We start from the raw sequence: 13,685 nt of genomic DNA on the forward strand, positions 1-13,685 counted from the left end.
CGCCAACCTGCATTTTAAATAAAGTTACAAGCTATTTTTAATACCTTCAACTAATTCATCCATGTGTGATGGCAGGAGTTTCTTGCCATGTGAATCCATCGTTTTTATTTTTGGTCGAGAGGCAATAAAAAAAGAGGTAAGATCAACTAGCGTTGGAACTGGCTTTTTAAATCCAAAGGTTATTGCCAAATTCACCATGGCATGTTTGTCATTGGAATTGATACCCAGGTTTGGGAAAGTTTTTATAATAACATTAGGAACATGGGAGAATACTTGCTGCAATTCTTTAAGTTTTTCGCTATTAAGCTTTTGTAATGTTGGGTGATCAATATAAAGCGTTTGCAGGTTAGGAAAAGAGCCGTTTAATTGCTTGATATCTTCCGCGGATAATCTTTCAAGATCATTTAAATGAAGTACTTGTAATCGATTAAGGGGCGAAAATATTTTTTTGAGTTCTTGACCGGGTTTTTTATAAATGCCCGTGTTTCTTAGATTGAGCTCAATAATATTTTGAGGAAGCTTGGAAAAGGCCATCTCTAATTCATTTGCGGAATAATCTCCTAGCATCATATTATTTTCCAAACTTAATAGACGCAAGCTTTGTGGTAGCCTTTCGAATAATTTTTGCAGTGATACTGCATCAAGATGAGTCAGATTACGGTCTAAGTTCAAACCAATTAGATTTTGTGGCAGACAAGAAATCCACACTGTAAGGTTGAGTTGGTTAAACGGATTAACGTTAATCACCTCTAGATATTTAAGAGTGGATAAGTTAGGTTTATTATTATCGCCAACTGTAGAAGTGATACTTTTTAGAGGTTCGTGACCCAATAGCAGCCTTTCAATACTTGGGGGCAGCTTGTTCCATAAATTAATCCACTCGCTGTCAGTATCAATTATCAGTTGGTTGTAAGTAAGATTAAGGTGCTTTACTGATTTTGGTTTAAGCCAATCAAGTGCTTGAATTACTCCAACATACCCAAGTTCATTATAAGATAAATTCAGGTTAATCACATTTCTGTTAAGATAAATGAGAGCACCCTGCAAAGATTCAGCCGTAAGGTTATTCCAGTTTAAATTAAGCGTATTAATTGATATAGGCAGATTTTCTAATAGTGTTTTATCTTTAGCAAAAATAACATTAAGATCATTCAAGCTTAAATCAAGCTCGGTAATTGGTCCGCTCAGTGCAGAAAAAATAATTTTAGATGAAAGGGATGAAAATGTCCCAGACCATTATTGCGACAATCTATTTTTCTTACCGTTTTAGGCAAATTTTTAAAGGCTTCATGCACTTCGGCAGCTGATTTATCTTGGAGGGAATATTTACGCTCATTCGTCCATGTGGCTTTGAATACCACAGAGGTTGCATCTTCTGGAAGTTTTTCTATCTGAGTAAATAAGAATTGAGTTGGTGATACTTCGATAGTATACTGCATTTTTATAATCCTAGTGGGTTGTTATTTGATAAATTTGTTGAATTTTAATACAAAAGGATTGATAAGTGTATGGGTAGTTTTACCCATACTCTGCTTTTTTATCGAGAAGTGAAGAAAGAAATTCGCTTACAGGAACTAAAGAAAAGCGATGCTTGAATACCTATAAATAGAATGGTTTTAGGACTCAATCGTTTTTTTGTTTTTGTAATTCCAAAGCCAGTTTATATAACTCATTTTTATTACCCTTGGTCAACAAGGTTGCCAATTTTACAGCTTGTTTGAGAGGAAGTTCTGCTAGTAAAAGCGTTAAAATCGCTTTGTCTTGTGGTTGCGTGCTCTCTAGCGGTCGAGGAGGAAGAATAAGTACAAACTCCCCTCTGCAATGGTTACTGTCTTCTTGCAACCACGCTGTTATCGTTAAGCCTGAACCACTGACAAAACGCTCGAAAGCTTTTGTTAATTCTTTAGCAAGGACGAATTCATAATCTGCCCCATAAATCGCAATGATATCGGCAATGCACTCTTGAATTCTGTGAGTAGATTCATAAAAAACTACCGTATGTTCACTTTGAGAAAGGGTGACAAGCTTATTTTGCCTTGCTGCCTGTTTGGCTGGTAAAAATCCAACAAAGGTAAAACTATCGCAGGGAACTCCTGCTGCGCTAAGCGCTGTGATAAGAGCACAAGGACCTGGAATGGGGATAACGGGAATTCCTCGTTCACGTGCCAGTTTGACTAAAGGGAAACCTGGGTCACTAATTAATGGTGTGCCCGCATCGCTGATTAGAGCAAAGGAGCGACCTTCTTGTAAATTAGTAATGATGGTTTGACTTTTTTCCGCTTCATTGTGGGCATGCAAAGAAACCAAGGGTTTTTGAATTCCTAGAGCAGTCAATAATTGTAAGGAATGACGGGTATCTTCCGCTAGGATGGTATCGACGTCATTTAATACGTTGAGTGCTCGTTGGCTAATATCTTCGCGATTACCAATAGGGGTCGCAACAATATAAAGAGTACCTGGAAAGGTTGCTGAAGTTTTTACCATGGTTTATTCTATTGCGTTCCTGCGTTTAGGACCTATCCTCATGTTAGCAAAGTCACTAAAAATAATTTCATTGCTTGCTGCAGTCACATTGCTTTCACAGTGTACGAAAGTTGCTGAAAATCAAGCACAAACTCCACGGGTGAATCAACAAGTCACCACGCCTTACAGTATGCCAGCATCTGCCTATCTTGCGTTGGCAAAAAATCAAGGCGGTGATGAGCAGCAAAATTTGTTAATCATGGCTGCTGGACGCCAAATTTATGATGGGCAATGGCGAGATGGTATTTCTACTTTATCTCAAACTAGCAGCAGCTTGTCACCTGTACAAGCCTCGGAAAAAAACATTTTGCTTGCAAAAACCGATGTCATTCGCGAGCAGCCGAAAGCGGCAATTGCTAAACTTTCCGGGGTGGGTGACATTAACAGCTTACCTGCATTTTATCAAGCTCAATATCATGAGGTTTTAGCCACTGCTTATGAGGCTGTAGGAAATGCTACAGACTCCATTACTGAACGTATCAAATTAGAGCATTTACTCCCTGATGAGACTGCTCGAGCTAATAATAGCCGTATCTTGTGGCTTACATTGACCAAGTTGCCATTAGCAGAGCTTAACACGCTTGCGGTAGAGGCTAAAGAAGGCTCTGATATGCAAGGATGGATGAAGCTAGCTCTGATTGCCAGACAAAGCTCTGGTAATAGCGCCGCAACTTTAGCACAGGTTGAAGATTGGCAAGACCAGTATCCGGCTCATCCTGCCAACGGTATTCTACCCTCACCTCTCTCTTCTGTGAAACCTTATTTAAATCGTACACCGCGACAAATGGCTTTATTATTGCCATTAAGTGGACCTTTAGCGGGGCCTGGTGGAGCGATTCGTGATGGTTTTATGGCAGCGGCCAATACAGCGGGGGGTAACGCCAATATTCGTCTTTATGATACTGCAAAAGGCAACGTTACCGAATTATACCAACAAGCTTTAAGTGACGGTGCTGACTATGTTGTTGGTCCACTAAGTAAAGCAGACGTTGCCAGTGTCGCAGCCTTGGATCATCCTGTGCCGACTTTACTTCTTAATGATATGGAAACAGAACTAAATACTAATGCTTATCGCTTTGGTTTATCTCCTAGCAATGAAGCTAGACAAGTTGCAGCAAAAGCAACTAAAAATGGCCACAAACGTGCTCTTATCATTGCACCAGCGGGTGCCTGGGGAGATGAAATTGTTTCTGCATTTACTGCGCAATGGCATAAAGCAGGCGGTACTATCGCAGATAAACTTAGCTATGCCAACAATAGTGATCTCAATATAGCTATTCGTGCTTTACTACGTGTTACCGAAAGCCAGGGACGAGAAAAGCAAATTAAGCAGCTATTAGGACAAAACATCCAGGTAACACCTAGTCGTCGGCAAGATTTTGATATGATATTTTTGTTGGCCTATCCTTCCAAAGCGCGGCAAATTATGCCCTTGCTTAAGTATTATTTTGCCGGTAATGTGCCAGTCTATGCCACATCAACAGTGTATAGTGGCAGCACTAATGCAATGAAAGATAAAGATTTGGATGGCATTATTTTCTGCGATATGCCTTGGGTTTTCGCTCATCAAATGGGAAGTAGGAACTGGCCTGAACAGTTAAATAGTTATAATCGCCTCTATGCTTTGGGTTTGGATAGTTATGCTTTAGCGACGCAATTAAATCAATTGCTGCTTTTTCCTGCTATGGGAATCCATGATAAAAGTGGTGTTCTTTATCTCAATCAAACACAGCAGGTTGCGCGAATTCCTGCCTGGGCTCAATTTAAGGGTGGGGTGGCGATAACCATGACAGCGAATTCGTAAAATGAATGATTAAAAATTAGCAGTTGGCAAGTACTCGCACTTAAGGAAAAAAGATGTCCAAACGCATAGGATTTGCTGTTGAACAGCAGGCTAAAGCCTATCTGGTTGCTCAAGGATTACGGTGGATAACAAGTAATTACCACTGTCGCTTTGGTGAAATTGATTTGATTATGCAGGAAGATAACTACGTTATCTTTGTTGAGGTGCGGGCGCGTTCGTCTTTCGCATATGGTGGCGCTGCAGCCAGTATAACTTATGGTAAACGACAGAAAATACTCAAGGCGGCGTCACATTATTTGTTAGTCAACAAACTCACCAATAAACTGCCAACTCGCTTTGATGTATTAAGTTTTGAGGGTAAGGCATTACACATTAATTGGATTAAAAATGCTTTTGGGCTGGATTTTTAAATAACAAGCCATTATCTCGTAGTGGAAATGTTAAATTAGGTTGGAAAAAAAATGACACAGATGGAAGATAGAGTCAGACAACTTTTTGGTATCAGCATTGAGGCACAGATAGCAGTTGCTGATGGATTGTCTGGATTGATTGCTAAAGCAGGAGCTCGTTTAGTTAACTGCTTGCTTAATGATGGCAAAATTCTTTTATGTGGAAATGGAGGGTCTGCTGCCAATTGTTTGCATTTCTCTGCAGCAATGATTAATCATTATGAGGTTGAGCGTCCTTCATTACCAGTAATCGCTTTAACTACGGATGTTTCTTGCTTAACGTCTGTTGCTAATGACAGTCATTATGACCAGGTATTTGCTCGCCAGATTCAGGCTTTGGGACAAGAGGGCGATGTATTAATTATTTTGTCAACCTCAGGTAATGCGGATAATATTTTACATGCTGTCAATGCAGCAAATGATAGAGGAATGGATACGATTGCCCTTAGTGGTCGAGATGGCGGCTTGCTGGCTAATCATCTTGGACCTGAGGATATTGAATTAAGAGTGCAGGCCGATAGTGCCGCACGTATCCGCGAAACACATTTATTCATTTTGCATTGCTTTTGCGATTTAATAGATCAATCTTTATTTGGCCAGATGTTGGGGTAATCATGAAAATTCGTGCTATTATTTTTTTGCTTGTCAGTGCCTTATTAACCGGTTGTGTTGCTGCTGTTGTTGCAGGTGCTGCCGCAGGTCTCGTTGTTTATGATCGACGAAGTTTCTCTATGATTGAGAGTGATACACGAATATTTCATCTCATACATAAAGAAATTGTGACTGACCCACGTTTTCAAGATTCGCGTATTCTTGTTAGTAGTTTTAATCAAGTGGTTTTACTTGTAGGACAAACTCCATCTGCCTCTTTACGAGCCATGGCTCAAAAAATTGCTCAAAACACACCAAATGTTCGTCGTGTGTATGATGAGATAACCGTTAATTACCCTATTCCACTTTCTCAACGCACAAAAGACTCGTGGATAACCAGCCAAGTGAGAAGCCTTATGTTAACGAAAAAAGGGTTAGAATCGGGTTCAATTCGTGTGGTTACTGAAAATGGCGTTGTCTATTTAATAGGTATTGCAACCCATGAACAAGCCAATTTGGCAGTTAGCGTAGCAAGACAAATTAATGGTGTGCAAAAAGTTGTAAAGGTCTTCCAATATATCGTGTAATGGCATAAATCAGCATGAAAAAGCAAGGGAATGTTGTCTTCATCCTACTGTTAAGTAGTTGCTTGCTTACCGGATGCATCAGTAATGTATGGACGGGCGCTATGCTCGTTTATGACAGGCATAATGTTTATAAAAAAATAAGCGATTATGAATTGGCTGCTAAAGTTCATCATGAACTTTACTTTGAAGATAGATTACTTGAACAAAAAGGTTGTGTTATTGATGTTGCTGTGTTTAATGGGGATGTTTTGCTTGCAGGTCATGTGCCAACGGTAGAACTACGAGACGCGGCGATAGCACGTGTTTCTAAACTTTCTGATGATTACCGTCGATTATTTAATCAAATGGACATTAATAACTATCCTGGTAACTCGGTGCAAGATAGTTGGATTACTACCAAAATACGCGGCAAAATCTTTGCCGATTCCTCTATTGATCCGAATGTGTTTAAAGTAGTTACCTCCGATCGTATTGTCTATTTAATGGGGGATGTCCCTGCAGAACAGGCAGAGAAAGTGATTAATATTGCCCGAAAGACAAATGGCGTTATTCGCGTGGTGAAATTACTTAAATATTATCACTTAACAGATAAGGCTACACTTAATAGTTAGTCAGAAAATTAAGAATAAGTTTCCTTCTTTCTGTTAACTAATTGCTTTTATTGCCAGATTTGCACATGCCAAAGTAACGGAGAGACTCATTCTTATTAAAAGTTATTACAAGTCCCTGGCGTTACTCCACTCTATCAATGAAATACCGCTCTTGGTAATTTTTTTGCCTCTTTTACCCAGGATTCGACTTGAGACAAACTTGGTTGTTTGTGGACTAAATGGCGCTGTTCATTATTGTCTTTTAAAGCTTGATGTAGATGAGTTGCATTTCGCTGTGCTAGCTCAGATACGGAATTAACTCCGCAACGTTCTAATAAGTCAGCATATTCCTCACCGATCCCTTTGATGCGTCCCAGATCGGCGCGATTAGCCCATTTCAAAAGCAAATAGTAACTAATACCTGTTTCGGCTGCTAAGGACTCACGATCATGACGGTGTCCACAAGCTTCCAACAATTGCTTCTGATTTTCAATCCCGGCTTTTTCAAGGAGCATCGTCGCATACCGTTCGCCAATCCCTTCGATATCAATAAGTTTATACAACATAGCCTATCCTTATTTTGGGGACTGTATTTAGAGTATATACTTAATTTTTGAACAATAGTTCTGGCTAATCTTTTAGCTGAAAGTTTAAGCGGCTTTAAAAAATAATTCTCTAATTTTTTGCTCAGCCATCGCGATGGCTTTTTCTTTTAAAGACTCTCCTAAATGCAAGCCTTCTGCGCGAATTATTGTTAAATCGGTTATCCCAATAAAAGAAAAAATGGTTTTTAAATAATTTTCTTGATGATCCATGGCTTGCATGGAGGCATTATTTGTATAGTGATTGCCACGAGTAGAGATAATGCTTATTTTTTTGCCTGTGGCAAGGCCAGTGACGCCATGTTTCTCATATTTAAAGGTTCTTCCAGCAACAAGGATGCGATCAATCCAGGCTTTCAATTGTGTTGCAATGCTGAAATTATACATTGGCGCGCCAATAATAACTTCATCAGCAGTTAAAAATTCGGTAATTAAAGTTTCGGATAGTTCAAGTTCCTGTTTTAATGTCGAAGATAGTTCTGCATCTGGTTTTTGTTTCGCCGCTATTATTTCTTGTGACAAATGATTAATTGGTTGAGCAGCAAAATCACGATAAGCTATTTCCGCTTCAGGATGCCTCTTCTGCCAATTTTGCAAAAAATAACTCATTAAATGACGTGAAATGGAGTGATTGCCTAAAATACTTGCGTCAATCGCTAACAATTTCATTGAAATCTCCTTAATAAATACTTTTATTAAGAATAGTAATAAAACAATCTATGATAAATTAGGTTTTTTGAGAAATATTGTCCTATAATTGGATATAATAAATTAGTGATGGATATTTTATGCGCTTTATTGATACGTTGCCTGATTTAAATGATTTATACTTTTTTTGTCTTGTTGTAGAAAAAGGCAGTTTTACCCGAGCCAGCCAAGGATTAGAAATAACCAAATCAAAATTAAGTCGTCGGATTAGGGAGTTGGAAAATCATTTGGGAGTTTGTCTACTGAACCGTTCTACACGTAAATTAAGTCTTACCGATATAGGACAATTGGTTTACGAGCATAGTAAGGCAATGGTAAATGAAGCAAGTTTTGCGCAGGAAGTAGCTGTACAGGCGCAAGCAAAGCCCAAAGGTCGTATCCGCGTAACCTGTCCTGCTTTATTTACCCAATCAGAATTCAATAAAGTAATTATTAATTTTATGCATCTGTACCCCGAGGTTCGCGTTTATCTCGAAGCCACTGATCGCAAAGTAGATTTAATAGAAGAAGGATTTGATGTGGCTTTGCGATTTCAAATAGCAAACTTGAGTGACTCTAATTTAGTAGTGAGAAAATTAGGTGAAAGTATTCACTATTTGGTGGCTAGTCCTAATTATCTGCAACAATATCGGCAAATTCAGTCTCCTACAGAATTAGCTAATCGTTCCTGGTTAGGAAAAGTCCGGCTAGAGGGTGCGTATCAACTACTACTTAGTCATAGCAATGGCCAGCAAGTTAACATCCCATTATCTCCCCGTATTGAAAGTAATGACTGGACTATATTAAAACAAGCGGCACTGAGTGATTTGGGGGTTGCATTATTACCTAAAGAGATTTGCCAGCAGGAAATCAATGAAGGTAGGCTCGTGCGCATATTGTCGGATTGGTCTTTGTCAATGGCTAATTTATATCTACTTTATCCTTCGCGGCGTGGTTTAATCCCAGCAGTGCGTCATTTTATTGATTTTGTTGGTGAGGAGGTGTCTAGAGGTTGCAAGGCAATACCGAATGCGACTTACATAAAAGACACTAACCACTCCTATGGAGTCTAGGGAAGGAGAAAATGATTTGAACGAACAATGTTATTGGGTTTACATATTACTTTGTCAAAACAATAGTTATTATACCGGTTATACGAATAATCTGGTTAAACGCTATCAATCACATGTGAGTGGTACAGGAAAATGCAAATATACGCGTAGCTTCAAACCCATTGCCATTGCACGATGTTGGAAGATTAGTGGAGATAAAGCACAAGCGATGAGATTAGAACGTTACATTAAAAAATTATCACGGCAGGAGAAAGAAAAAATTATTGCAGAACCACTCGTTCTCAACCACACATTGAACATTAATTTTTTAGTTGAAGATACTGACTCGGTAGAAGTAAAAATAAGTTAATTAGCATCTAATTTGAAAAACAAATAGCATACAACCAGTTAGGTCGTGGTCTGAGAAAAGCACTCAGACCACTGCGTGCTGCTCCAACCCAGGAAGTGGCTAACCTGGAGGTCCCATTACTTTATCAATGGATGCGACCTTTATCCAGTCGTTTACGCATTTTTCTTAATTTAAAAGCACGAATAAGCCCTGTGGACGTATTTTCGCTCTCTTCATCTAGCTTTCCATTAATTTTAGCGGGGTGAGATCGGTAGTGTTTTCGGTAGAGCTGGTGATTTTTATCATGTTTGTGGTGAGGACCATCGCCATAGCGATTAAGCATTTTTTCCCGCATGCTAGCAGCGGTGCGTTGTTGCTTTTCAGACATAATGACCTTCCTTAATTGCAAGGTTTAAGACAAGGGAAACAAAAATAAACCCCCATGATCAAAATATATACAATTGCCAATTAATATTCCAGGGAAATAACACGGAAGAAATATAATCGTAGTGACAATTTAGACGGTGGCATAAAAAAATTATTTTTAAAACAAGCAGATTACAGAGAATATTTGTTTTAAGGTTGCATGATGCAAATTGAGTAAAGGCAAAAAAGTTAATTAATTACTTCTTAGCTCAACTATACTGATAAGCGCATGAATGGAGAGATGGGGACAAGCAATTTATTCGCAGCTGTGGAGCAAATGTGATAAAATTCATCTGAATGTTTTAATAGAGGTATATTTTTAGTCTGGAATATCAAGCAACATTTTAATTTCCATAATTAAAAATCCTTACTTATCAATACAATAAATTTGTTTAGGTAAAAAAATGAGATATGTAGTCGCCGCTTTTTACAAATTTACCCTTTTTCCTGATTATCAATTAATGAAAGAACCGTTATTGGCATTGATGAAGGAAAAAGAAATCAAGGGAACAATTATTCTTGCTTCTGAAGGTATCAATGGCACAATTTGTGGTGAGCAGGCAAATTTATCGTTTTTTACAAATCATCTACAACAATACGAAGGTTTAAGTGATTTAACCTTTAAAATTAGTTATAGCGATTACAATCCTTTTGAAAAATCCAAGGTCAAAATCCGTAAGGAAATTGTTACGCTCGGTGTCGAAGGCATTGATCCTAATGCAATTCATGGTACTCACGTTGATCCACAAGAATGGAATGCCCTTATTTCTGATCCCGAGGTGCTAGTTATTGATACCAGAAACGATTATGAGGTGAAATTAGGTACCTTCAAGGGAGCAATTAATCCTGAAACTGAAAATTTCCGTGATTTTCCCGACTATGTAGAAAAAAATCTAAGTGAACATAAAGATAAGAAAGTCGCAATGTTTTGTACTGGCGGCATTCGTTGCGAGAAATCTACTGCCTACTTAAAAAAAATGGGTTTCAAGCAAGTATTTCAGCTCAATGGTGGTATTCTTAACTATTTAGAAAAAATGCCCGAACAAGATTCCCTTTGGGAAGGCACCTGTTTTGTATTCGATAACCGAGTTGCTGTAGATAATAATTTAGATGGCCTGGAAGTCGGTACCATTGATGTAGAATGGAAAAATAAGAATAGAAAAAGCAATCAGTTGCAATCAAAGGAAGATAAATAGAGAGCTCTCTATTTGTCTAAAAATCAGGCTGCAGGGGCAACTTGGTTAATTGTTTTATCAAGCTCAATAAGTTTATTAATCGAATCCGTATTGCAACGAAAAAAGAAGTGCTTGCCATTTGTTCTTACCAAATTGGCCGTACATGCTGCAATATAACCGATACCAAGGCTCGCAAGAGCAAGCCCAAGATTTAATAAGACTTGTTTCCATCCACGATGATTTTCTAGCTCCTTATGAGCAATACGCATTTCGGTCGCGCAAGTTTCACGAAATACCTCTTTTGTCATGTTGCCCTTTTGATATTTTTCAAAACTGGTATCAAGTAACTCGTAAAGTGCAAATGCTCTTTTTGCCGCATTTATATGATTATCAGCTGCTAGTATCGCTGCCTTCTCTGCAAGCTCAGCTAATTGTTTTGTGAACGTTGTGATTGCCTCTGCATTAATAGCAGTGCTGGCGTCGATTGATGGACTTTCCACGAGGTTCTCAAGCTCCTTGGGTGGCTGAGACTCTTTTAGATATTGTTTTCCCCATCGTTGAAATAGATAGTGGTATGCATGAGGATAAGAATCTAATACATATTGGACTGCTTCCTCTGGAGAGGCATCTCCAACCCTTTCTGCAAAGCCTTTCCTATGCTCTAAATAAGTTATTTGATAACTTAGAAGTTCCGTGTCGTCATGAACAATCATGTAATCATAATCAACAGGAATAATTTGTCCTGATGGCAGTCTTAAATAATTCTCTTTATTAGGATCTAAAATTGTAAACAGTGAACCGCTTTTTAACATAGTATGGGGTAAGGTCTTGATGTCCTCGTCGGTAAGAGGCTTCCCTTCAAAATATTTCATCGCAAAGGACGGCTTCCCTTTAATTAACCAAGCATTACCCTCGCCTAAAAAAGCATTAATAGATTTAATATTGTGATTAACAATCTCATCACTATCTGTGATTGGGGTTTTAACCACAATTTTTAATTCCGGATAGTTACGATGTTGCCAAAGGGCCACCTCGTTGGTTTTTCCTCCAGTTAAATCTTTAATTTTCTTATAGTCTTTTAGATTTATTTTTTCATTCGCTGCGGGGTATTTGGGCATAATAATCCAAAATTTTGAAATTGTGGTCTTTTAACAATTAAGTGTATTATAACGAATCAGTCTTAAGCGAAGATTAGCTTGTTTAAAAAAGGCTTATCGTGTGATTGGTTTATTTCTCATAAACAGAATGAGGTAATCATGACCAAGATGGTGATACATGAGAATGAAGCACTTCAAGTTATAAAAAAATTTAATAGTTTAAATGCATCTCGTGCGCCTATATCCGATTTTGTAGGCATTATTGACCTGGAAAATTTTGAACTTAGTTTACGTGGCAGTAATATTTTTTTCAAAGGTATTGCCGGATTTGCCGATCACCAAATTGGAAAGCTTATTTATTTCGATCAATCTTTTGATTGTGAGTTACAAAGTAGCCAACAGAAAGCAAATAAAATTACTGTGGCGACCAAGGGTGTCTGGTATGCTAAAACTTGGCAATCACCTGCGGCCTATAGTCAGCAACTTATTGCTGACTTAACACATACTTGGGAATTAGAAAAAAAGAGTGACGGCGCTTTGCTTATCGTTGTGCATATCTGTGAAACCTTCGCTTACCGCCAAGGTTATGCGCCGGGTGATATGGCAAAAGATTTTCATCTAGAACTGAAATAAGGCAGCGACTCATAGGGAGATGGTTGAATGAATAGAAGAAAACTTCTAGTCAGATTTTTAGTTTTAGGATTTTGTTTTTTTTGTCATATGACCTACTCTCCTGCAACGACCATTCATACTCATGATAAATTTATTGCCTATACCGATGTTGGTCACGGGAAACCCTTGCTTTTAGTTCATGCTTTTCCTACAGATAAGCGATTGTGGGCTCCACAGCAAGAGGAACTAAAAAAGCATTTTCGAGTAATCACTTTAGACTTGTGGGGATTTGGCGAGTCTTCGTCTGTCGATGGTAATGCAGTTACTATGGATGATTACGCAGATGAAATTAAATTATTATTAGAGCATCTACAATTGCAAAAAGTGATCATCGCGGGTGAATCAATGGGAGGGTACATTGCTCTGGCTTTCCTTGAAAAATATTCGCAACAGGTAGATGGTCTTGTTCTCTCTAATACTCAAGCCATTGCCGATAACCCTGAAACCAAAGTATTGCGCGAAAAAACTGCAATGGAAGTTCTTGCGCAGGGGCCAGACAATTTTATTCAAAACTTTATGACCAAAGCGCTATCTTTTGAGGCTGCTGAGCAAAATAAAGCGTTTCTTCATCATATTTTAACGATGCAAAAATCGACAGCTATAGCCTCAGCTCTACGAGGAATGGCGCAGCGGAATGATCATTCACAGTTATTGGTGAAAACAACGTGCCCGATACTGGTAATAACCAGTGACCAAGATAGAGCAATTGCCCCTAAGCAAAGCGAAGATATGCATGCTTTGGCACAAAACAGTCAATTAGTCGTTCTTGTCAAGGCTGGGCATTTATCCAATTTGGAACAGCCACAGCAGTGGAATCAAGCAGTGATTGATAGATTTGCTGCAGATTAAAAAAGTGTTACGACGATATCCCTCTCTTTTCTTACCGTTCTTAATCGACTTTACTAGAAAAAATATATGCATCAGGCTGTTATCTCGCTGATTAACAACATCGAATTCACTTTAAATTAACGGCTAAAATTGAAGGAATATTAGGAAAAATCCTATCAAAAACAAGCTAATTATCTAGCTGGCTTCACATGCTTTTCATCACTAACATGAGCATTAAAAAAATGCAACCCCT

The 13,685-nt window shown here is 38.4% G+C and carries 17 protein-coding genes; 10 read left to right on the plus strand and 7 right to left on the minus strand.

The features are described 5' to 3' along the window. Positions 1 to 24: 24 nt before the first annotated feature. From PXX05_RS13680 to rsmI, 3 genes are all read right to left on the minus strand, one after another. A complete protein-coding gene (locus PXX05_RS13680; RefSeq protein ID WP_275088749.1) occupies positions 25 to 1,155 on the minus strand; it encodes a hypothetical protein in 1,131 nt (376 codons plus the stop codon). A 29-nt stretch (positions 1,156 to 1,184) separates the two neighbouring features. Beyond that, the gene (locus tag PXX05_RS13685) at positions 1,185 to 1,439 is read right to left on the minus strand and encodes a hypothetical protein (RefSeq protein ID WP_275088750.1); all 255 of its coding nucleotides are present in this window, start codon (positions 1,437 to 1,439) and stop codon (positions 1,185 to 1,187) included. 184 nt (positions 1,440 to 1,623) lie between these two features. After that, entirely contained in the window at positions 1,624 to 2,484 is an 861-nt protein-coding gene (gene rsmI / locus PXX05_RS13690; protein ID WP_275088751.1) for a 16S rRNA (cytidine(1402)-2'-O)-methyltransferase, read from the minus strand. A gap of 40 nt (positions 2,485 to 2,524) precedes the next feature. Between rsmI and PXX05_RS13695 the strand changes: the two genes are divergently transcribed. From PXX05_RS13695 to PXX05_RS13715, 5 genes are read left to right on the plus strand one after another with little or no spacing between them, the layout of a single operon-like run. Then, positions 2,525 to 4,327, plus strand: coding sequence for a penicillin-binding protein activator (locus PXX05_RS13695; protein ID WP_275088752.1), 1,803 nt, complete (start codon positions 2,525 to 2,527; stop codon positions 4,325 to 4,327). A gap of 53 nt (positions 4,328 to 4,380) precedes the next feature. Next, complete coding sequence (locus PXX05_RS13700) at positions 4,381 to 4,737, plus strand: YraN family protein (RefSeq protein WP_275088753.1); 357 nt, start codon at positions 4,381 to 4,383, stop codon at positions 4,735 to 4,737. 51 nt (positions 4,738 to 4,788) lie between these two features. After that, complete coding sequence (locus PXX05_RS13705) at positions 4,789 to 5,388, plus strand: D-sedoheptulose-7-phosphate isomerase (protein ID WP_275088754.1); 600 nt, start codon at positions 4,789 to 4,791, stop codon at positions 5,386 to 5,388. A 2-nt stretch (positions 5,389 to 5,390) separates the two neighbouring features. Further along, positions 5,391 to 5,954, plus strand: coding sequence for a BON domain-containing protein (locus tag PXX05_RS13710; RefSeq protein ID WP_275088755.1), 564 nt, complete (start codon positions 5,391 to 5,393; stop codon positions 5,952 to 5,954). Between the two features lie 14 nt (positions 5,955 to 5,968). Further along, positions 5,969 to 6,565, plus strand: a complete 597-nt coding sequence (locus PXX05_RS13715) for a BON domain-containing protein (protein WP_275088756.1) — start codon at positions 5,969 to 5,971, stop codon at positions 6,563 to 6,565. A 134-nt stretch (positions 6,566 to 6,699) separates the two neighbouring features. Here the strand turns inward: PXX05_RS13715 and PXX05_RS13720 are convergent, their stop codons facing one another. Next, positions 6,700 to 7,110 carry a DUF4332 domain-containing protein gene (locus PXX05_RS13720; RefSeq protein WP_275088757.1) on the minus strand — a complete coding sequence of 137 codons (411 nt, stop codon included), beginning with the start codon at positions 7,108 to 7,110 and terminating at the stop codon, positions 6,700 to 6,702. 84 nt (positions 7,111 to 7,194) lie between these two features. Continuing rightward, entirely contained in the window at positions 7,195 to 7,815 is a 621-nt protein-coding gene (locus tag PXX05_RS13725; RefSeq protein WP_275088758.1) for an FMN-dependent NADH-azoreductase, read from the minus strand. Positions 7,816 to 7,934: 119 nt separating this feature from the next. On the opposite strand from PXX05_RS13725, the gene PXX05_RS13730 reads away from it, so the two are divergent. Beyond that, positions 7,935 to 8,906 carry a LysR substrate-binding domain-containing protein gene (locus PXX05_RS13730; RefSeq protein ID WP_275088759.1) on the plus strand — a complete coding sequence of 324 codons (972 nt, stop codon included), beginning with the start codon at positions 7,935 to 7,937 and terminating at the stop codon, positions 8,904 to 8,906. Positions 8,907 to 8,922: 16 nt separating this feature from the next. After that, the gene (locus PXX05_RS13735) at positions 8,923 to 9,255 is read left to right on the plus strand and encodes a GIY-YIG nuclease family protein (protein ID WP_275088760.1); all 333 of its coding nucleotides are present in this window, start codon (positions 8,923 to 8,925) and stop codon (positions 9,253 to 9,255) included. Between the two features lie 124 nt (positions 9,256 to 9,379). Here PXX05_RS13735 and PXX05_RS13740 read toward each other — a convergent pair whose 3' ends face one another. Beyond that, the gene (locus PXX05_RS13740) at positions 9,380 to 9,622 is read right to left on the minus strand and encodes a hypothetical protein (protein ID WP_275088761.1); all 243 of its coding nucleotides are present in this window, start codon (positions 9,620 to 9,622) and stop codon (positions 9,380 to 9,382) included. Positions 9,623 to 10,064: 442 nt separating this feature from the next. Here PXX05_RS13740 and trhO point away from each other — a divergent pair, with 442 nt between their 5' ends. Beyond that, entirely contained in the window at positions 10,065 to 10,856 is a 792-nt protein-coding gene (gene trhO, locus PXX05_RS13745; protein WP_275088762.1) for an oxygen-dependent tRNA uridine(34) hydroxylase TrhO, read from the plus strand. A 23-nt stretch (positions 10,857 to 10,879) separates the two neighbouring features. On the opposite strand, the gene PXX05_RS13750 is transcribed toward trhO, so the two are convergent. Then, positions 10,880 to 11,953, minus strand: coding sequence for a hypothetical protein (locus tag PXX05_RS13750; RefSeq protein ID WP_275088763.1), 1,074 nt, complete (start codon positions 11,951 to 11,953; stop codon positions 10,880 to 10,882). Between the two features lie 138 nt (positions 11,954 to 12,091). Here PXX05_RS13750 and PXX05_RS13755 point away from each other — a divergent pair, with 138 nt between their 5' ends. Together PXX05_RS13755 and PXX05_RS13760 are read left to right on the plus strand one after the other, a co-directional pair. Next, positions 12,092 to 12,565, plus strand: coding sequence for a hypothetical protein (locus PXX05_RS13755; RefSeq protein ID WP_275088764.1), 474 nt, complete (start codon positions 12,092 to 12,094; stop codon positions 12,563 to 12,565). 27 nt (positions 12,566 to 12,592) lie between these two features. After that, on the plus strand, positions 12,593 to 13,453 hold the full coding sequence (locus PXX05_RS13760; protein WP_275088765.1) for an alpha/beta fold hydrolase: 861 nt from the start codon (positions 12,593 to 12,595) through the stop codon (positions 13,451 to 13,453). Positions 13,454 to 13,685: the final 232 nt, after the last annotated feature.

Source organism: Legionella cardiaca, from assembly GCF_029026145.1.
Classification (GTDB): domain Bacteria; phylum Pseudomonadota; class Gammaproteobacteria; order Legionellales; family Legionellaceae; genus Tatlockia; species Tatlockia cardiaca.

Excerpts from the sequence above, each read along its gene's own strand:
- PXX05_RS13740 (WP_275088761.1), bottom strand. The coding sequence starts at position 9,622 with ATGTCTGAAAAGCAACAACGCACCGCTGCTAGCATGCGGGAAAAAATG.
- PXX05_RS13710 (WP_275088755.1), top strand. The coding sequence starts at position 5,391 with ATGAAAATTCGTGCTATTATTTTTTTGCTTGTCAGTGCCTTATTAACC.
- PXX05_RS13695 (WP_275088752.1), top strand. The coding sequence starts at position 2,525 with ATGTTAGCAAAGTCACTAAAAATAATTTCATTGCTTGCTGCAGTCACA.
- PXX05_RS13700 (WP_275088753.1), top strand. The coding sequence starts at position 4,381 with ATGTCCAAACGCATAGGATTTGCTGTTGAACAGCAGGCTAAAGCCTAT.
- PXX05_RS13755 (WP_275088764.1), top strand. The coding sequence starts at position 12,092 with ATGACCAAGATGGTGATACATGAGAATGAAGCACTTCAAGTTATAAAA.
- PXX05_RS13760 (WP_275088765.1), top strand. The coding sequence starts at position 12,593 with ATGAATAGAAGAAAACTTCTAGTCAGATTTTTAGTTTTAGGATTTTGT.
- rsmI (WP_275088751.1), bottom strand. The coding sequence starts at position 2,484 with ATGGTAAAAACTTCAGCAACCTTTCCAGGTACTCTTTATATTGTTGCG.
- PXX05_RS13750 (WP_275088763.1), bottom strand. The coding sequence starts at position 11,953 with ATGCCCAAATACCCCGCAGCGAATGAAAAAATAAATCTAAAAGACTAT.
- PXX05_RS13720 (WP_275088757.1), bottom strand. The coding sequence starts at position 7,110 with ATGTTGTATAAACTTATTGATATCGAAGGGATTGGCGAACGGTATGCG.
- PXX05_RS13705 (WP_275088754.1), top strand. The coding sequence starts at position 4,789 with ATGACACAGATGGAAGATAGAGTCAGACAACTTTTTGGTATCAGCATT.
- PXX05_RS13685 (WP_275088750.1), bottom strand. The coding sequence starts at position 1,439 with ATGCAGTATACTATCGAAGTATCACCAACTCAATTCTTATTTACTCAG.
- PXX05_RS13730 (WP_275088759.1), top strand. The coding sequence starts at position 7,935 with ATGCGCTTTATTGATACGTTGCCTGATTTAAATGATTTATACTTTTTT.
- trhO (WP_275088762.1), top strand. The coding sequence starts at position 10,065 with ATGAGATATGTAGTCGCCGCTTTTTACAAATTTACCCTTTTTCCTGAT.
- PXX05_RS13715 (WP_275088756.1), top strand. The coding sequence starts at position 5,969 with ATGAAAAAGCAAGGGAATGTTGTCTTCATCCTACTGTTAAGTAGTTGC.
- PXX05_RS13725 (WP_275088758.1), bottom strand. The coding sequence starts at position 7,815 with ATGAAATTGTTAGCGATTGACGCAAGTATTTTAGGCAATCACTCCATT.